Annotated in this window: 13 protein-coding genes; 8 read left to right on the top strand and 5 right to left on the bottom strand. The window is 47.1% G+C overall.

Features of this window, described 5'->3' with window-relative positions; all coding sequences use genetic code 11:
- Window positions 1–94: 94 nt before the first annotated feature.
- Both AC4OGX_RS21830 and AC4OGX_RS21825 read right to left on the bottom strand, forming a co-directional pair.
- Window positions 95–634, bottom strand: coding sequence for a BMC domain-containing protein (locus tag AC4OGX_RS21830; protein WP_493333018.1), 540 nt, complete (start codon window positions 632–634; stop codon window positions 95–97).
- Between the two features lie 14 nt (window positions 635–648).
- Window positions 649–1,998, bottom strand: coding sequence for a 4Fe-4S dicluster domain-containing protein (locus AC4OGX_RS21825; RefSeq protein ID WP_493333017.1), 1,350 nt, complete (start codon window positions 1,996–1,998; stop codon window positions 649–651).
- A 326-nt stretch (window positions 1,999–2,324) separates the two neighbouring features.
- Between AC4OGX_RS21825 and AC4OGX_RS21820 the strand changes: the two genes are divergently transcribed.
- From AC4OGX_RS21820 to AC4OGX_RS21800, 5 genes are all read left to right on the top strand, one after another.
- Window positions 2,325–3,086 (top strand): ABC transporter ATP-binding protein, encoded by a 762-nt coding sequence (locus AC4OGX_RS21820; protein ID WP_493333016.1) that lies wholly within the window; start codon window positions 2,325–2,327, stop codon window positions 3,084–3,086.
- Window positions 3,086–5,059, top strand: a complete 1,974-nt coding sequence (locus AC4OGX_RS21815) for an ABC transporter permease (protein ID WP_493333015.1) — start codon at window positions 3,086–3,088, stop codon at window positions 5,057–5,059. Before AC4OGX_RS21820 ends, AC4OGX_RS21815 begins: the two co-directional genes overlap by 1 nt.
- Before the next feature lie 199 nt (window positions 5,060–5,258).
- Window positions 5,259–6,206, top strand: a complete 948-nt coding sequence (locus AC4OGX_RS21810) for an AAA family ATPase (RefSeq protein ID WP_493333013.1) — start codon at window positions 5,259–5,261, stop codon at window positions 6,204–6,206.
- Between the two features lie 15 nt (window positions 6,207–6,221).
- Complete coding sequence (locus AC4OGX_RS21805) at window positions 6,222–7,313, top strand: DUF58 domain-containing protein (protein ID WP_493333012.1); 1,092 nt, start codon at window positions 6,222–6,224, stop codon at window positions 7,311–7,313.
- A gap of 7 nt (window positions 7,314–7,320) precedes the next feature.
- On the top strand, window positions 7,321–9,414 hold the full coding sequence (locus AC4OGX_RS21800) for a transglutaminase domain-containing protein (RefSeq protein ID WP_493333011.1): 2,094 nt from the start codon (window positions 7,321–7,323) through the stop codon (window positions 9,412–9,414).
- A gap of 72 nt (window positions 9,415–9,486) precedes the next feature.
- On the opposite strand, the gene AC4OGX_RS21795 is transcribed toward AC4OGX_RS21800, so the two are convergent.
- Both AC4OGX_RS21795 and AC4OGX_RS21790 read right to left on the bottom strand, forming a co-directional pair.
- Entirely contained in the window at window positions 9,487–11,100 is a 1,614-nt protein-coding gene (locus AC4OGX_RS21795) for an ABC1 kinase family protein (RefSeq protein WP_493333010.1), read from the bottom strand.
- A gap of 58 nt (window positions 11,101–11,158) precedes the next feature.
- On the bottom strand, window positions 11,159–11,659 hold the full coding sequence (locus AC4OGX_RS21790; protein WP_493333009.1) for a phasin family protein: 501 nt from the start codon (window positions 11,657–11,659) through the stop codon (window positions 11,159–11,161).
- A 198-nt stretch (window positions 11,660–11,857) separates the two neighbouring features.
- Between AC4OGX_RS21790 and AC4OGX_RS21785 the strand changes: the two genes are divergently transcribed.
- Window positions 11,858–12,298 carry a GNAT family N-acetyltransferase gene (locus AC4OGX_RS21785; RefSeq protein ID WP_493333008.1) on the top strand — a complete coding sequence of 147 codons (441 nt, stop codon included), beginning with the start codon at window positions 11,858–11,860 and terminating at the stop codon, window positions 12,296–12,298.
- Window positions 12,299–12,315: 17 nt separating this feature from the next.
- Complete coding sequence (locus tag AC4OGX_RS21780) at window positions 12,316–12,657, top strand: cupin domain-containing protein (RefSeq protein WP_493333069.1); 342 nt, start codon at window positions 12,316–12,318, stop codon at window positions 12,655–12,657.
- A gap of 92 nt (window positions 12,658–12,749) precedes the next feature.
- Here the strand turns inward: AC4OGX_RS21780 and AC4OGX_RS21775 are convergent, their stop codons facing one another.
- On the bottom strand, window positions 12,750–13,844 hold the full coding sequence (locus AC4OGX_RS21775; protein WP_493333007.1) for a pyridoxal phosphate-dependent aminotransferase: 1,095 nt from the start codon (window positions 13,842–13,844) through the stop codon (window positions 12,750–12,752).
- Window positions 13,845–13,968: 124 nt separating this feature from the next.
- Here AC4OGX_RS21775 and AC4OGX_RS21770 point away from each other — a divergent pair, with 124 nt between their 5' ends.
- A complete protein-coding gene (locus AC4OGX_RS21770) occupies window positions 13,969–17,259 on the top strand; it encodes a DUF5717 family protein (RefSeq protein ID WP_493333006.1) in 3,291 nt (1,096 codons plus the stop codon).
- Window positions 17,260–17,376 lie beyond the last annotated feature (117 nt).

Below are 17,376 nucleotides of genomic sequence, written 5' to 3'. Positions count from 1 at the left end.
GATTACGGTTTTACATTTCTTGTCATATTATCCTATCTACGCTTTTGGCTGCTGCTATCAAGCGTTCTGATCCTTCGCTTTCGGCGCTTCTATCTTACATCAATGCTTCGTAAAGCTTATCTGTAGGCCTTGGGATCACAACGCTGTTTACCATCAGCTCGCTGACGGATTCTGCGGCCTTTACGGCAGCGGTTACTGCGCTGACATCTCCGCACATCGTAACGAATCCTTTGCCTCCCACTGCAAATCCTGTACGGATTTCCATCAGGTGTACATCAGCAGCCTTTGCGGCTGTATCTGCAGCAACGATAGCAGAAGAGACAGAATAGAATTCAAGCACGCCAACGGCTCCGCTTGTCGGTACCTGTGTCGTGCTGCTGATCGCAGGCATGAGCTGATCGCTGATATTAGCGATCAAAAGCTTGTCAACCAGGAAAGGTCCTGCGATCTCTTCTCCAACACTCATTGCAGCGTTGACACTGCTTGTATCTCCGCCGATGATGATCATATATTTACCAGGGCATAAGGTAGAAGCTCTTAATAACTCTACCTCGGCCGCCTTAAGTACGTGGTCACATGTTTCAATTCCTTTTGCAATACTGGATAATTCTAACATTCCAACTGAATTTCCCATTTTTGATTCCTCCATTAGTTTACATTAATTCTGATGCCGCCAGGTGCTGCCTCGGTTACTGTTCCGTCAACGCTTGCATGGATATTGGCAGATAATCCAGCTTCGTCAGCCTTACCGATCAGATCACCTTTATGTACTGTGTCACCGGCTTTTACAACAGGTGCGGCTGGTTTGCCGATATGCTGTGACAGCGGGATGAATACCTCCTTAGGAAGCAGATCCGTACAGCTGTGTGCATGGCGCCCGTTGTACTGAGCAAGTCCTAATCTGGAGATCAGACGGTCAGTCGGGATACGGTTTAAGTCGATGGTAGGTCTTGCGGTCGGGTTCGGAGTCTTATCGATCATGATCCCTCTCTCACGCAGCTTCACCTTCATATAGTCATTCACTTTTCTTGGAGAAAGACCCATCGGACAGGAGAACATCTCACAGACACCGCAGCTTGAGCAGTTCACGGCATCGCCGAAGCTCTTTGCAAACTCTTCATTAGAATCGATGATCTCTTCCCTCCACACATTACGCATGACAAGATGCGGCTTGATGCTGTGTCCTGTCTGGAAACGCGGGCACAGATCCGTACACATACGGCACTGGATACAGGCGCTTCGTGCCTGGTGCTTGATCCGTTCGATGGAAACCTTGGTCTTATTGATCAGGTAATGATCCTTCGCAAGTACGATGATGTTCCCTGTTGTCTTAGTAACGACCTGTTTGTCGATCATAGCATCGTCAGAGAAAACTTTTCCCATCATCGGTCCGCCTAAGATCACTGCATAATCAGAGATATTCGGCTGTGCAGCCTCCACACAGGTACGGATGGAGGTACCGATCGGAACCTTGAGCATGACGGGCTCTTTTACTTCGCCTACAACGGAAAGATACTTGTCCGTTACCTTAGCCCCCTCTGTGACAGCACGGTAAATGCCAAGAACAGTTCCCACATTATCGACAACGGCGCCGACCTCGATCGGGATTCCGCGCTCGGGAACGGTCTTTCCGGTGATCTGCTGTACGATGATCTGCTCGTCACCGGCCGGATAGTAAGTCCTCATCTCGAAGATCTCGATATCCGCATGGTTTTTCTCGATAGCCTCCCGCAGTGCGGCGATCTCTGGTTTATATTTTGCTTTCAGTGCGATGTAGCGCTTCTTCGCCTCGAGGTGGTCTGCAATATAGGTAATGCCTTTGATCAGCTCATCAGCAAATGTTCTGCAAAGATACTTATCTGTCTCAATCAATGGTTCACACTCGGCAGCATTGACGATAAAATATTCTGCCTTCGTGTTCAACTTCACATGTGTAGGAAATCCTGCCCCACCGGCCCCTACGATACCGGCGTCTTTTACTGTTTCAATTAAACTCATAGCTTTCTTCTCCATTCATTGATTCTCGCTATTCTTTAAAATACGTTAATATAATAACACATTTTGGTGGAAAGAAACAGAGAAATTTGTATAATAGAGTCTGAAAAGCAAAAAATCGTTACAGAAAGAAACCAGGACCGGGAAGAAGCATTTCGTCACCTGGGACCAGGAAATAAGAAGTTTGCTCAATCTTACAAAAACGTAAGGATTCCATATGATTTTGAAAGCTTAAGTTATGGATTGTGACGCAGCCTCCACGTTATAATAATCATGCAGAGGAAAAGAGAATGCAAAAATAAATATAGAAGGAAAGGCAGGAAATCAATATGTCATTATTAGACGTTAAAAATGTAAAGAAAATTTATACAACCAGATTCGGAGGAAGCCAGGTGCAGGCGCTTTCTGACGTGACATTCTCGGTTGAGCCGAGGGAATATGTTGCCATCATGGGGGAGTCCGGTTCCGGAAAAACAACACTTCTGAACATCCTAGCATCCTTAGATAAACCGACCAGCGGAAAGGTTTATTTAAAAGGACGTGACTTAAGTACCATAAAGGACCGCGAGATGGCGGCATTCAGAAGGCAGAACTTAGGCTTCGTCTTTCAGGATTTCAATCTGTTGGACACCTTCTCACTGGAGGATAATATCTACCTTCCGCTTGTACTGGCGGGAAAGAAATATGAGCAGATGCATGAAAAACTAATGCCCATCGCAGAGAAGCTGGGCATCACAGATCTGTTAAAAAAGTTCCCCTATGAAGTATCCGGCGGACAGAAGCAGAGAGCGGCAGTTGCTCGTGCCCTGATCACCAGGCCCCAGCTCATCCTTGCAGATGAGCCTACGGGAGCATTGGATTCTAAGGCGTCAGACGATCTGCTGGCACTTTTTTCACAGATCAACCGGGAGGGACAGACGATCCTGATGGTGACGCATAGTGTGAAGGCAGCCAGCCATGCCAACCGTGTGCTTTTCATCAAAGACGGGGAAGTGTTCCATCAGATTTACAGAGGAAATCTCACAAATGAAGAAATGTATCAGAGGATCGCAGAATCTCTGACAGTCCTGTCCACAGGAGGTGACCGGTAATGTTTTATCCCAAGCTTGCTTTCACAAATATTAAAAAGAACGGAAAGACATATATCCCATACATGATTACCTGTATCCTGATCGTCATGATGTTCTATGTGATGAACGCCATCGGAAGGAATACAGGGCTGGATCAGATGCCGGGTGCCGCTTCGCTTAAGATAATCCTGTCCTGGGCTGACGTGATCACAGGGATATTTTCTGCAATCTTTCTCTTCTATACAAACAGTTTTCTTGTAAAGCAGAGGAAAAAGGAACTCGGTCTGTACCAGGTGCTGGGGATGGATAAAGGCAACCTGGCAAAGATGATGATCTGGGAGACGATCCTCACGGCAGCAGTCAGCCTTATTTCCGGCCTGCTTTTGGGAATGCTCTTCGGAAGGCTGATGTTTCTGGTTCTTTTGAAAATGCTTCACTTTGAGGTGCCGCTTCAGTTTGCGGTAGAGCCGCAAGCCATGGTGGTTACGGTCAATCTGTTCCTTGCTGTCTTTGTTGTAACTTTGCTTTTTAACCTTCTGCAGGTACAGACGGCGAATCCGGCAGAGCTTCTGCATGGAGGAAATCAAGGGGAAAAGGAACCAAAAACGAAGTGGATTCTTGCACTTTTAGGCGTGGCAACACTGGGTGCCGGATATTATATCGCTCAGACTACGCAGTCTCCGCTTGCGGCGATCAGTAAATTTTTTATTGCAGTTGTGCTGGTCATCGTGGGAACATACTGCCTCTTTACGGCAGGCAGCATTGCAATTTTAAAGCTGTTGAAAAAAAATAAGAATTTCTATTACCAGAGCAGGCATTTTATATCCGTATCCGGCATGATCTACCGGATGAAACAAAATGCCGTGGGACTTGCGAACATCTGTATCATGAGTACGGTAGTCCTTGTTTTGATCTCCGTAACGGTATCCTTGTATGCAGGTATGGAAGATATTCTGGAAACACGTTTTCCAACGGATTTCAGTGTATTTGCCCGTGATGCATCCCAGGAAAATATTGATAAGATCAGTCAGATCATAGAAGAAGAAACCAAGGAAGCGGGAGTACAGGTTGAAAACCGCAGCAACTTCAGATACGGCTCTTTTACTGCCATCTATAATAAAAAAGACAATCAGCTTCTGCTGGAAAATAACAAAGATACTTCTTATGAAACAGAAGATTTTCGAACATTAGAATTCATTCCATTGTCGGATTATAACCGGATGGAACAGAAGGAAGAGGTGCTAAAGGCAGATCAGGTCATTTTGTGTGCGCCGGATGATAAGTGGGATTCTGACACCATTCAGGTAGAAGAGGAACGTTTTCAGGTCAAGAAGGTGCTTCGGAACGAGTTCAGGCCCAATGCTGAGACGTCGAATGTAGTGAAAAGTTTTGTGATGATCGTGCCCGATGTAGAAAAGATCGTAGAGTTAAAGGAAACATATGGTTTTGATGAAACTGACCGGCTGACTTATGTGGATGATTTTGACCTAAAGGGGAAGGAAGCATCCAAGGAAGAAGCAATGAAAGCAATGAACGAACGGATTTCTAAGGAAGCTGTCAGTACAAGCTCAGAATATGAGTCAGCATTCCGGGCAGATTTTTACGCATTATATGGAGGCTTTTTGTTCTTGGGTGTGTTTGTCGGGGCATTGTTCCTGATGGCTGCGGTATTGATCATCTATTACAAACAGATTTCAGAGGGATACGATGACAGGAACCGTTACCAGATCATGCAGAAGGTCGGAATGAGCAAGAAGGAAGTAAAAAGGTCGATCAAGAGTCAGGTGCTTATGGTATTCTTCCTGCCGCTTATCGTGGCGATCGTGCATGTGGCATTTGCCTTCAAAACGGTGACGAAACTCTTGGCAGTCATGAATCTGACGAATGTAAACCTGTTCTTTGGGTGCACAGTGGGGACGGTACTGGTGTTTGCAGTATTCTATGCAGGCGTATTTGCATTTACATCCAGAGAATACTATCGGATCGTACAATAGGAAAGATGACTGCAAAAGATACTGGCAGATAAGAGAGCGGTTATAAAAAATGTATTAAAAAAGAGAGTAAACTGTCGTAATGTGCTATAATAAAAAAGATTGGTAATGAATCAATTTTGAGAGATACCGCGTTTTTGAATTAGGACGGTAAAATAAAAAATAGAGCAGGCATCAGGGAATGCGGGAAAGGACGGGGCATATGACAGAATACAGAGATGCTGTGGAGGGTGTGATCCGCGAGGTCGGGAAGGCAGTGGTTGGAAAAGCCGATGTGATCAATAAGATGATGATGGCAATCCTGGCGAAGGGCCATGTTTTAGTGGAGGATATCCCGGGAACAGGGAAGACAACGATGGCACTGGCTTTTTCCAGGGCCATGGGGCTGGAGGAGAAACGGGTGCAGTTTACGCCGGATGTACTTCCGGCAGACCTGACAGGATTCACGGTGTATCAGAAAGCTTCGGAATCATTTGTTTACCAGCCCGGAGCTGTGATGTGTAATCTTCTGCTTGCGGATGAGATCAACAGGACGTCTCCCAAGACACAATCCGCTCTTTTGGAGGCCATGGAGGAGCGGCAGGTAACCGTGGACGGAGTGACGCGTCCCACGGGGAATCCCTTTGTCGTAATCGCGACAGAGAATCCCACCGGGTCGGCAGGGACACAGCTTCTGCCGGAGGCACAGCTGGATCGGTTTATGATCTGCGTGAATATGGGATATCCGACGGTGAAGGAGGAAGTTGAGATTTTAAAACGGAACCAGTCGGGACGTACAACGGATGCCGTTAAGCGGGTAATGACGGCACAGTGGCTTCTGAAGGCTCAGGAAGAGGTGGAGGATATATTTGTGCATGATGTGGTCTATACCTATATCGCGCAGCTGGCAAAGAAGACGAGGGAGACGGAATGGATCACCATGGGATTAAGTCCGCGTGGTGCCGTGGCGATGACAGCTATGGCGAGGGCAGGAGCATACTTAAAGGGCCGTAATTATGTGGTGCCGGAGGATGTGAAGGAGGTCTTCGCATGTACAGCGATGCACAGGATACAGCTTAGTACCAAGGCAAAGGTGGGGCATATTCAAAAGGAGGATGTCCTGGAGAAGGTACTTGAGGAGGTACGCAGGCCTTCTGTCACAAAGCGTTGAGGATAGGAGCAGAAGATGAAGAAAAGGGTTGGCATATATTTGGCAGCAGTGCTGGTCATCGTATACCTGTTTCTGATGTATGATGAGGCAGCGCTGACAGTGATCCTTGTGCTGGGATGCATTTATCCGGTATTTTCCTTTCTGTATCTGCATTTTATGAGAGGCAGGATTACGGCAGGCCTCTATAAAGTACCTTCAATGGGGGAAAAACATAGTAAGATCAGAATCAGGATCTGGGTGAAAAATACATCAAGGATCTGGAGCGCCAAATACCGGATGGAGATTCGGGCAGGCAGCAGTCTTTTTACGGAGCGGACCGGAGGAAGGCCAAGAGGCGCAAAAAAAATGGGGGTATACAAGCTGCTGTCAGGAATGGTGGAAAGCCGGGGAACAAAAGTGCAGGAATATATTCTGAACGTCGATTACTGCGGCAGAATGTCAGTCTGCCTGGAGTGCCTCTGGATCTATGATCTTCTCGGGATATTTGGCACAAGGGTGAGACTTCGTGATACGGCAGCGATCGGGATCATGCCTGCGTTTGAGCTGATCCCCCTGGAGGTCAGCAGGGGGACGAGAGAATTTTTGGCAGATGCAGAGGAGCATTCTATGGAAAGAGGCGGCGATGATCCGGCGGAGACTTATCGTATCCGTAAATACCGCCCCATGGATTCTGTCCATGATATTCACTGGAAGCTGACGGCGAAGGAAGGGGAGCTCATGGTAAAGGAGCGGGGATTCCCGCTTGGCTGTGTAGTGCTGCTTTGGCTGGATTTCCCGGAGAATGGGATGAGTGCGGAGGGCTTTGACCGGATGCTTGAGAATGCAGCATCCATCTGTATGACTCTGACAGAAGAAAAGTGTATCCATATGGCTGCCTGGTTCGAGGAAAAGAATGAGCAGGTCGTGAAGTATAAGGTCAATGGGGCTGAGGCGGTCTATGAATTGGTATGGCGGCTTTTGGATATTGAGCCATATAAAAATCATGAGATGGCACAGATCGCTTACGAAGATGCCTTTTTAGGAGATCATTTCAGCAGTATCATTACCATCGACGGACAGGGCATCATCAAGGTAAATGGAGAAGCACAGGAATTACTGCAGGTATAGGGGGAGCATGATGTACATAAGAAAAAAGAGCAGGACAGGCGTCCGTCTGTATGAGACCGGGAATAGAAGAGAGACAGGATTCTCTGGAGGGGGCAGCGTGCTGCTGGTCCTGATGAGGGCAGTCTTTGTCTGGCTGCTGGCAGCAGCCTGGCAGCGGGCGTTTCTGTCAGTCTTTACAATCCCGGTAAAGGAAAGATGGATGTATGGATTCCTGCTTCTGTTTTCGGTATTGGCAAGCCTGTGGGCAGCGGGGCCGCGAAAGGTGCGGTTCATTAGTTTTCTGGCGTTCACAGGGGCCGCGGCAGTTTTGTTCTGGAAAAAGAAGGCGCTGGCGGCTGCGATGGTGAATACCATAGCTAACGCATATCTGCGTGTTCATGATGAAGGGGCCGTTTCTCTTCAGCTTTATAAGGTGCCCGCAGTATCTGAGTGGATGCTGGGCTTTCTGACCGCATTTGCCATAGTACCGCTTCTGCTGCTTTGGTGTTATGTGATCACCAGGAACAGAGGCCGGGTACTGGCATTTGCTGCGATATTATTTCCGGCTGTTTTGTCAGCCGTAGAAGGATATTTTATATCGATGCAGTCCTGCTGGCTGCTTTTGTTCGGCGCGGGAATGTATTTTGCGGTATGCGGAGGAAATTCGGGAAAAACAGCGGTAAAAAGCGGTGTATCGGCGTTTGTCTGCATTTTCCTGCTGTTTTTGATCGGCTCGGCGGCCGTAAAGCCTGTTGAATCTATGAAGAGATCCGAAGACGGGTTTTATCTTAAAGCGCGCAGCGCAGTCACTGAAAATGTGATCCAAAGGGTGGCAGATCTGACAGGCAGTGCAGAAAAAGAGAAGGATGCACAGAAAAAAGAGGAGACAGATGAGAAAGCCAGAAAAGAGCAGAAAACCAAAGAGGATACTTCTAAGGAGCCAGAATCTGAGGAGGAAGTGGCAGATTTAGAAAAACAGGAGAAGGACGCCCGGACACCTGCGCCTCCTTCGGATCTGGATGGGAGCACAGGGGGAGTATCAGGGGCACAAGATTTGAAATCGATTGCGGCCTTCTCTCCCGGTGACGGGAAAGGAATTACGGTAACAGTGAAAGAACAGCCAAAGGGCACCTACTACTATCCTGAGGAATATGGAGGAGGCTATGACGGGAACTCCTGGAGTCCAATGCCTTTAGGGGAGGAGGTTTATCCTGAGTACAGCGAATATCCCGGGAATTTGGGAGAGCTTGTTTCTTTGTGCCGTAAACAGAAAGTAGACAATATCGAGGATGCCGCACGGTTTATCCAGCAGCTGTTTGAAAAACAGACAGTATATGATTATCAGCCAGGGCCGACACCTAAGGATCAGGATTTCTCGGAATATTTTCTGTTTGAAAATAAGAAGGGGTTCTGTGTCCACTTTGCGACTACGGCGACGCTTATGTACCGGATCTTTGGCTTCCAGGCCAGATATGCACAGGGATTTGCGATCCCGGCTTCGGCCTTTCAAAAACAGCCGGATGGTACTTATACTGCCCAGGTGACAGGGGATATGGGCCACGCGTGGTGTGAGACTTATGATGATGGCTGGACGATCCGGGAACATACACTTCCCTATACAGGGGATGAGCCGCAGGCACTGCCGCCTGCCCAGAATAGCAGCGAAAATCCACCTATCAAAGAATCTCCGGTGAAAAAGGTTCTGGTGGGAATCCTGGCAGGAGCAGGAAGCCTGGTCATCCTTGTGGGTGTATTTTTCTTTCAGTCTGCCCTGCGCAGAAAACAAAGATTCTTAAGATGCAGAAAATACCGGCAGGGCAGAGGGATCCTGGAGCTTTATCAAAGCCTGTATGATATTGCCGTATTTTTAGGGATGGAAAAAATGGATCCGGCTGACGCACAGACCTTTCAATCACTGCCGGAATGGATTCCGAATATTTCTAAGCCGGACTGGGAATGGATACATATGATTGTCTGGCAGACCCTGTTCGGACCATCCTGTCCGTCTAAGGCAGAGCACGAAAAGCTGTTTCGGATCGTCTTTGATACAGCAGAGCAGACCGGTAAAATGCAAACCGGATGGAAACGTTTTAAATACCGCTATCTAAATAATCTTGGATAAAAACCTGATATGCCCCTGGCAGGCCGGAACAAAGATCCGGCCTGCCAGGGGCATCTGATTTTCTGTTACGTTTTACTTTTTAGAAAAGAGAATCCGGAATATGATTCCCAGGGTAAGCCCGCCGGAGATCAGATACCCGATGAAGCTAAGCCACGGGATGCCAAACCAGGCGGGGATCGATGCAGAATCCAGGATCAGACTGGAACCGATGAACAGCCCGACAGCCAGGACACTCAAAATGAAACGGTTGGCTGTACGGCGGATACCAATACGGATATCCTCGAAATCTGAGATCTGGAGGTTCAGCTGTGCCTGTCCATTCTTGGTAATATTCAGCAGGTCAGAAAGCAGAGCCGGGATGTCCAGCGACTTGTCCATGGAAGTGTAGAGCTGTCTCCCTTTGTACTGTAACAGCTTTTTGACATCTAATTCCTTTAGGATCAGGTTAGACATATGGAGCCTTAATATCTGGAGGATGTTCACCTCAGGAGCACAGGCAGCCAGCGTCCCTTCCATAGTAATCATGCTGCGTCCCAGTAAGGTGACATCCGGTGTGATCGCAAGTTTATGTTCTTTTACCAGTTCCAGCATCCGCTCGATCAGCTCGCCGAGTTTCATGGTTCCGAAATCCATGGACATATACTTACTCAGAATATCATCAACATCGGTATACAGCCGTGCGTGGTTCACACGCTCGCGCGGCTCGCCGAATGCCAGGAGCACATTTTTTAATGTGTAGATATCATTTTCCAGGATGGCGGTGATTGCCTTTTTCAATAACTGCTTATTATGCTGTGTCAGCGTTCCCGTCATACCCAGATCCAGCCAGGCAATTTTCCCGCCCACGATCCAAAGGTTGCCGGGATGAGGGTCGGCATGGAAAAAACCGTCCTCCAGGATCTGCTTGCAGTAATTCTCAGCAGCCTTCTGCCCGATCTCTGTCATGTCATACCCGGCGTCAGTCAGGCGCTTCGTCTCATCGATCTGAATCCCGTCCATATATTCCATCACCAAAAGGCGGGGCGTCGTTAATTCATGGAATACCTGTGGACATGTGGCATACACGATATCCCTTTGATTTTTATAAAACAGATCCAGATTCTCGGCCTCCTGGATAAAATTCATCTCTTCCTGCGTAGTCTTCCAAAGTTCATCTAAAATGGTCTTGAAGTCGATCAGGTCTTCGGTACCGACAGCCAGCTTCAATAGTGTGGCAGCTTTTTTTAAAAGCCCGATATCATTCTGCATGGTCTGCTGGATCGCCGGCCGCTGAATCTTGATCACTACCCTGGTACCATCTTTTAAGATGGCGGGATGTACCTGTGCGATGGAAGCCGAGCCCAGAGGAACAGCTTCGATACTGGAAAAAACCTCCGTCAGTGGTTTCTTCAATTCTGTTTCAATTACCTGGGAAATGACGGAAAAGGGCAGGGGCTTTACTTCTGTCCTCAGCTTTGTCAGTTCCTTGCAGTAAGACTCTGGCAGCATGTCCGAGCGCATGGACATGATCTGACCAAGCTTAACATAAGTAGGCCCCAGGTCTTCGAAAATCTCCCGCAGCTTTACCGGAGTCAGTCCGTGTGTGATCTGATGGCGCCTGAGCACGCCGAGGATCTCACGAAGTCTCCTGTCAGAAGCGGGAGCTTCCCTGTCATGTTGTTCCTGCATTACAATCCTTTCATCCATAATCAGCTCCGTGTCAGTGGGTCAAAGGCCTTACTGCCTAAGATGTCTGCCAAAATGTTTATAAAGTCTTGTCCTCATCACAGGCTTCGGGATCAGGACAGTCACACGCATCACATGCCTGCTCACAGCATTCCTTTGCAGCATCCTCAGGGCAGCAGGCAGCTTCGTCTTTGGGGCAGGTCTCTTCTGTGTCTTCACAGCAGCAACTGTCTTCTTTTGGAGTCTCGCCGGAAGCAGCCTGTGCCTCCTCACATTTTTGAGCATTGGCAGCCTCGGCCTCAGCGATCTTGGCTTTCAGGGCTTCAAGCTCGTCAGCACCCATATGTTCCACAGCGGCCATGGCATCCTTGTATTCTTTGACAACAGTCACGGAAACATGCTCTTTTAACTTTTCTTTGGCACTTTGTTTTAACTCTTCGTTTAAAACCTTGCCCTGCTCCATGGTCAGTTCCCCTTTTTTTACCAGATTATCCACAACATCCTTTGCTGTCTCTGCCGTAGTTGCAACAGCACCTACACCTGCCAAAAATATTTTTTTTAAACCTTCATTTAGTTCCATAAAGCACCATCCTTTCTCTGTGTGGTAAAAATAAAGTCTATTTATAAATACATTATAACACAAAGCGGGGAGAAGAAATCTTAAAAAAAGAGAAAGAATCAGAAAGGAACTCCTTAAATCCCCTGGCAGTTTTAGTAAAAGTATGTTAGGATGATTCCATATTCTCCATGAATAGGAGTTATGAAGCAGGAGGTTTTTATGATACGAGAATTGAAGCAGGAAGACAGAGAATTATATTTGAAGATGGCACATGATTTCTATCATTCACCGGCAGTGCTGCATCCGGTTCCTGATTCTTATTTTGAAAGGACTTTTGAGGAATGCATCAACGGCGGCACTTATGTGAGAGCCTTCATTCTGGAATATGATGGGCAGCCGGCAGGATACGGCCTGATCGCGAAAACCTTTTCACAGGAAGCGGGAGGATATGTGTACTGGCTGGAGGAACTCTACATTTTGGAAGAATTCCGTTCCAAAGGCTTGGGGAGTGAATTCTTTGCTTATGTGGAGGAACATAAAGAAGAGGGCGTTTTAAGATTCCGCCTGGAAGTGGAAGAGGATAATACAAGAGCAGCAGCATTATATGAAAGGCTGGGATATAAGCCTCTCAATTATAAACAGATGATGAAAGAATTTTAAGCAGGGAGGGCATGATGATGACAAAAGCAGGAGAAAGAAAAGTGGAGACCGTGGAGAAGGTAAACGGCGGTGCAGGATTTATTATGAAGGAGGCACTGCTTTCACAGGAGCAGTTAGGGGAACACTGTAAGATGTTTTCTAAGGTGACGCTGAAACCAAACTGCGAGCTGGGACATCATGAGCATCACGGCGAGACAGAGACTTATTATATTCTTTCCGGAAAAGGAATGTATGATGATGACGGAAAGGCTGTTCCGGTAGAGGCAGGGGACGTGACCTTCTGCGAGGACGGTAAGGGCCACGGGATGAAAAATACAGGAAACGAAGATTTAGAGTTTATTGCTTTGATCTTAAAGTAGAATAGGTTGGAAAAAGGCACTCTGGAAATGGATCTGTATCCTTACATTTCCAGGGTGCTTTTTTATGAGACAGGAAATCGGCTGATACCGGATCATTCCAGGATCTCCTTTAAGGCTTTCAGCAGCCTTGTATTTGCTTTGGGCATCATCACACAAAATCTAATATATTCTCCCTTAAGGCATTGGAAGGAGGAGCAGTCCCGTATCATCAGCCCCTGCCTTATTAAAGCTTCGAATACATCATAAGCAGTGAGATCGTCTTTTTGCAGCTGTATCAATATAAAATTAGCATGGGCTTCAAAGACCCGGATATCTGCTAGTTTCTTTAATTCCTTTAACATCCTCGTCCGTTCACGGGAGATCAGACTGCGGGTCCTTTCTATATACTCATGATCCTTTAGCATCCGCTCCCCCGCAAAAGCACCGATGCTGTTCAGTGACCAGGGGATCTGGTGTTCTTTTACACGCTCCAGAAAAGCCTGATTGCTAGTGACTCCGTAGCCAAGCCTCAGGCCGGGGGCAGCGAAAAATTTGGAAACACCACGCAGTACCATGAAGTGGTCAAATTCTTCGAGGAAGGACATGGCAGTCACCTCCTCAATATCCGGGACAAATTCCACATAGGTCTCGTCGATCATGACAAAAGTATTGGTGTCCCGGCATGCCCTTAAAATCTGGCGCATCTCATCTGTTTTGATGACAGAGGAGGTCGGATTGTTTGGATTGCAGATGATAAGAAGGTCAAAGCCTTCCTGCAGCCTGTTGACAAAATCTGGAAGGTCAAGATGAAATCCATTGTCCGGCGTCAGATGATAGTACTCCTGTGTGCTGCCTGAGAAGGAAAGCTCTCTGGCATATTCGGAGTAGGTAGGTCCAAGGATCAAAGCTTTTTTCGGGCAGCGCTGTTCGATCAGCAGGGATATCAATTCTGTGGAACCATTTCCGACAAGGACGTGTTTCGGAGAAACTCTTAAGTAATCTCCGACAGCGCGGCGAAGCGCTTTATACTCCCTGTCAGGATAGGAAGAGATGAGATCTAAATGTTCTTTGATCTCTTCCTTAACTTTCCCGGAAAGTCCCAGGGGGTTGACATTGGCTCCGAAACAAATGATGGATTCCTTTGGAATGCCATAATATTCCTCTATTTTTTCCAGATCACTGCCGTGAAACTCTGGTTTTGTACTCATGTATACAATCTCCCTTCAAATTCTTTCATTCACCCGTTGCAAGAAATACTATAATGATGATATAATTCATTATAGCGTGCTTAAGAAAAAAAGCAAGGAACAACAAGATGAGTAGGTGACGAACTTGAAAAGTAAGATTAAACGTCTTTCCAAAGGAGATTTTCACATTCCGCAGCCAGAGATTATTTTCCCGGAGACACGGATCATTATGCGTGTCGGTGAGGGGGAGATGTATAAGGGGAGCTTCTCTTTGCAGAACCAGGGAGAAGGGACTATCAGAGGGTTAGTATATCCCTCTTCTTATCGTGTCCATTGTGAGGAACAGGGCTTCGATGGGAACCCGGTTAATATTTATTATACATATGATGGTTCTGGTCTGGTGCCGGGACATGTAGAACATGGTAAGTTTACGATCGTATGCAATGGCGGAGAATACGATGTCGCGTTTACGGCGATCATTGAGAAGCCATTTGTAATGACAAGCTATGGTAAGGTACAGAGTCTGGAGGACTTTAAGAAGCTTTCCTTCAGGGATCCGGCAGAGGCGGAGAAGCTGTTCCGTTCCAGAGATTTTTATGAGATATTAAAATATGAAGATAAGCGTATCCAGGCCCTTTATGATAATATGCGAAAGTGGGAGCTGGATCAGCAGGCATTGGAGGAATTCCTTGTCGGCTGTAAACAAAAGGAAAAGATCTTCCTGACACTGGAGGAGGAGAGCCGTGCTTTTATGGAAGTGGAGGAAGCCCGCAAGGAGACTCTGACGGTGAAGAAGAATACGTGGGGCTATCTCACGATCGATGTGCGTACGGAAGGAGATTTCCTGACCGTAGAGCATTCTAAGCTGACGACAGAGGAGTTTATCGGGAATTCCTACCGGCTGGAATATATCATTACGACAGAGCAGCTGCACAGGGGAAGTAATTTTGGGCAGATCATTTTAGAGACTCCTTATGAGACCCTTGTGTATGAGATCGTGGTGGAGAAGGACGTGAAGCGCGAGGAGGATTACCGGAGCGCTGACCTTGAGTTCGCAAGCATTGTGAAGCGCTATCTGACCTACGAGGCAGGAAGGATAGATCTGAATACATGGACGGAGGAGTCTTTGAAAAAGATCGAGCATCTCCGTGAGGCAGACAATAAGAATGAGATCTATCTGCTTGTCCATGCCCATATCTGTCTGCTGGGCAGGCGGTTTGAGGAGGCAAAGTGGATCCTTGAGTCTTATAATTACAATCGGTTTGCCATCGGCAAGAATGTGGAGATGAGTTCTTACTATTTATATCTGACCACGCTGCTCAGCAACGATTCTATCGGACAGCGCAGGGTTGCGGAGGAGCTTTCCAAGTCCTATATGAAGCACCCGGAGAGCTGGATGATCCTCTGTATGCTGGTGAATGTGGATTCGGAATATAAGATCTACAGTGAACGCCTGCGTGTACTGGAACAGCAGTTTGATGAAGAGAAGAGCCATAGTATCTGGTTTTATATGGAAGCGTTCAAATGTTTCAGGGATAAGAGCTCTTCACTTAAGAAGCTGGGGACGTTTGAGGTGCGTGTCCTGTACTTTGCGGCCAAGTATAAGCTGATGACAAAGGAGCTGGCCCTGTATACGGCGAACCTGGCAAGTCAGCTGAAAGGGTTTGACAAGCACCTGTATGAAACCCTTGTCCTTGCCTATAAGATGTATGAGGAGTCTATGATTCTGACGGCGATCTGTACACTGCTGATCAAGGGGAACTGCGTAGACAATCTCTATTTTAAATGGTATGAAAAGGCAGTGGAGTCTGAGTTAAAGATCGCACAGTTATATGAATACTATATGGCGTCCATCCGGGTACAGCATTTCCATAAAGCACTCCCCAGGTCGGTATATCTGTATTTCATGCACGGAAATAATCTGGATTACCGCAAGTGTGCACTTTTATATTCAAATCTGATCACACACGAGGATGAATCCAGTGAGATTTATGCGCATTACCGTGATGAGATGGAGGCTTTTGCGTGGAATCAGCTGGAGCGCCGCCATATTGACGAACAGCTGCGCATCATTTATAAACGCTTTGTAACGGAGCGCGCCATGAATCCTGAGCGGATCAAAGCTTTATACGATATCTGCCATGCCTATGAGATCACGACGAAGGTACCGAATATGAAGTTTATCCATATTATTTCTGATAATGGCACGATCACGCAGAAGGTGCCGTATACAGACAGAGGTACGCAGGTATTTTTGTATGCGAAAACGGACAGGCTCGTGTGGGAGGCAAGAGACGGAAGGCATTTCACAGATTCCATCCCTTATGAAAGCCGGAGACTGTTCTATGAGCTGCGGTATATGGATATGTGCAAGAAGTATCTCAACAGTATGCGTCTGAACCGGATGGAAGAGGAGGAAGAGCCTCTGACACTGGAAGTGGTAAGAGAACGTGGTGTGGAGAACTATGAGGAGGACGAGCTGTTTGCACTGTGCAGCAAGACCATCCGTGAAAATAATTATGAGAATGATGATTTTCTGACTTATATCTGCTTTGAGCTATTTAAGAAGGGGCAGTATGATAAGGTGATCCTGACGTACCTTTCCAACTATTACTGCGGAGCTACGTCAGAGATGAAACAGCTCTGGCGGGAAGCCAGGGAATACGAGGTGCACACCCATAAGCTGGGTGAGCGCATCCTGACCCAGATGCTGTTCTCAGAGGAGTTATTTGCAGAGGTGCAGGTATTTGAGGAGTATTATGCAGAGGGAGCCTACTTCCGCCTGCAGCAGGCATATCTGGCTTATATGGCAAGGGGCTATGTGGTGGAAGAACGCAAGATCAGCAAGAGTGTGATCGATATCATCTGCCGTGAATATGAGAAGGGCGAGGATACGATCGATATCAGCAAGATCGCGGTACTGAAATACTACTCCACGAGAGAATATAATTCCACGATCCGAAAGACTCTGAAGAAGTTCTTACAGGAGCTCTGCGGGAAACAGATTTATTTCCCGTTTTTCCTGGCATATGAGAAGGACTGGCTGGTGGAGCTGCAGCTTTGGGACAAGACTCTGATCGAGTACAAAGGACAGAAGGGCAGCAGGGTCATGCTGTATTATCAGCTGCAAAAGGGAGAGACAGAGGCGGTGGATTACTCCACAGAAGTATTGACGCCTATGTATGAGAACCTTTATGTTAAGAAGTTTGTGCTGTTCTCAAACGAAAAGCTGAAATATTATTTTAAGGAAACCATTGACGGCAATACTTACCGGAGTGATAAGGAGAGCTGCGTAAAGGAAGTGACGCAGGGAGAATCAGGACGGTATGGACGTCTGAACGATATCCTTCTGTGCGAAGGGCGCGAGAAAGAAGTAAAGATGAAGGCCTACGCAGCAGAGGATGCGATCGCAGCACATATGTTTGAACAATATTAAGATACCAGAGTGCATAACAAGCCGCAGGTATCATGGGGCATGTCACTAAGACTCGATAAAACCGGGACTGAGTTGACAGGATATACTTTGTAATCAGGGCTTGATCATACCAGGCCT

The organism is Faecalicatena sp. (assembly GCF_058819085.1).
The sequence above is the reverse complement of the archived record's forward strand: the minus strand, read 5'-3'. Positions and strand labels throughout refer to the sequence as shown.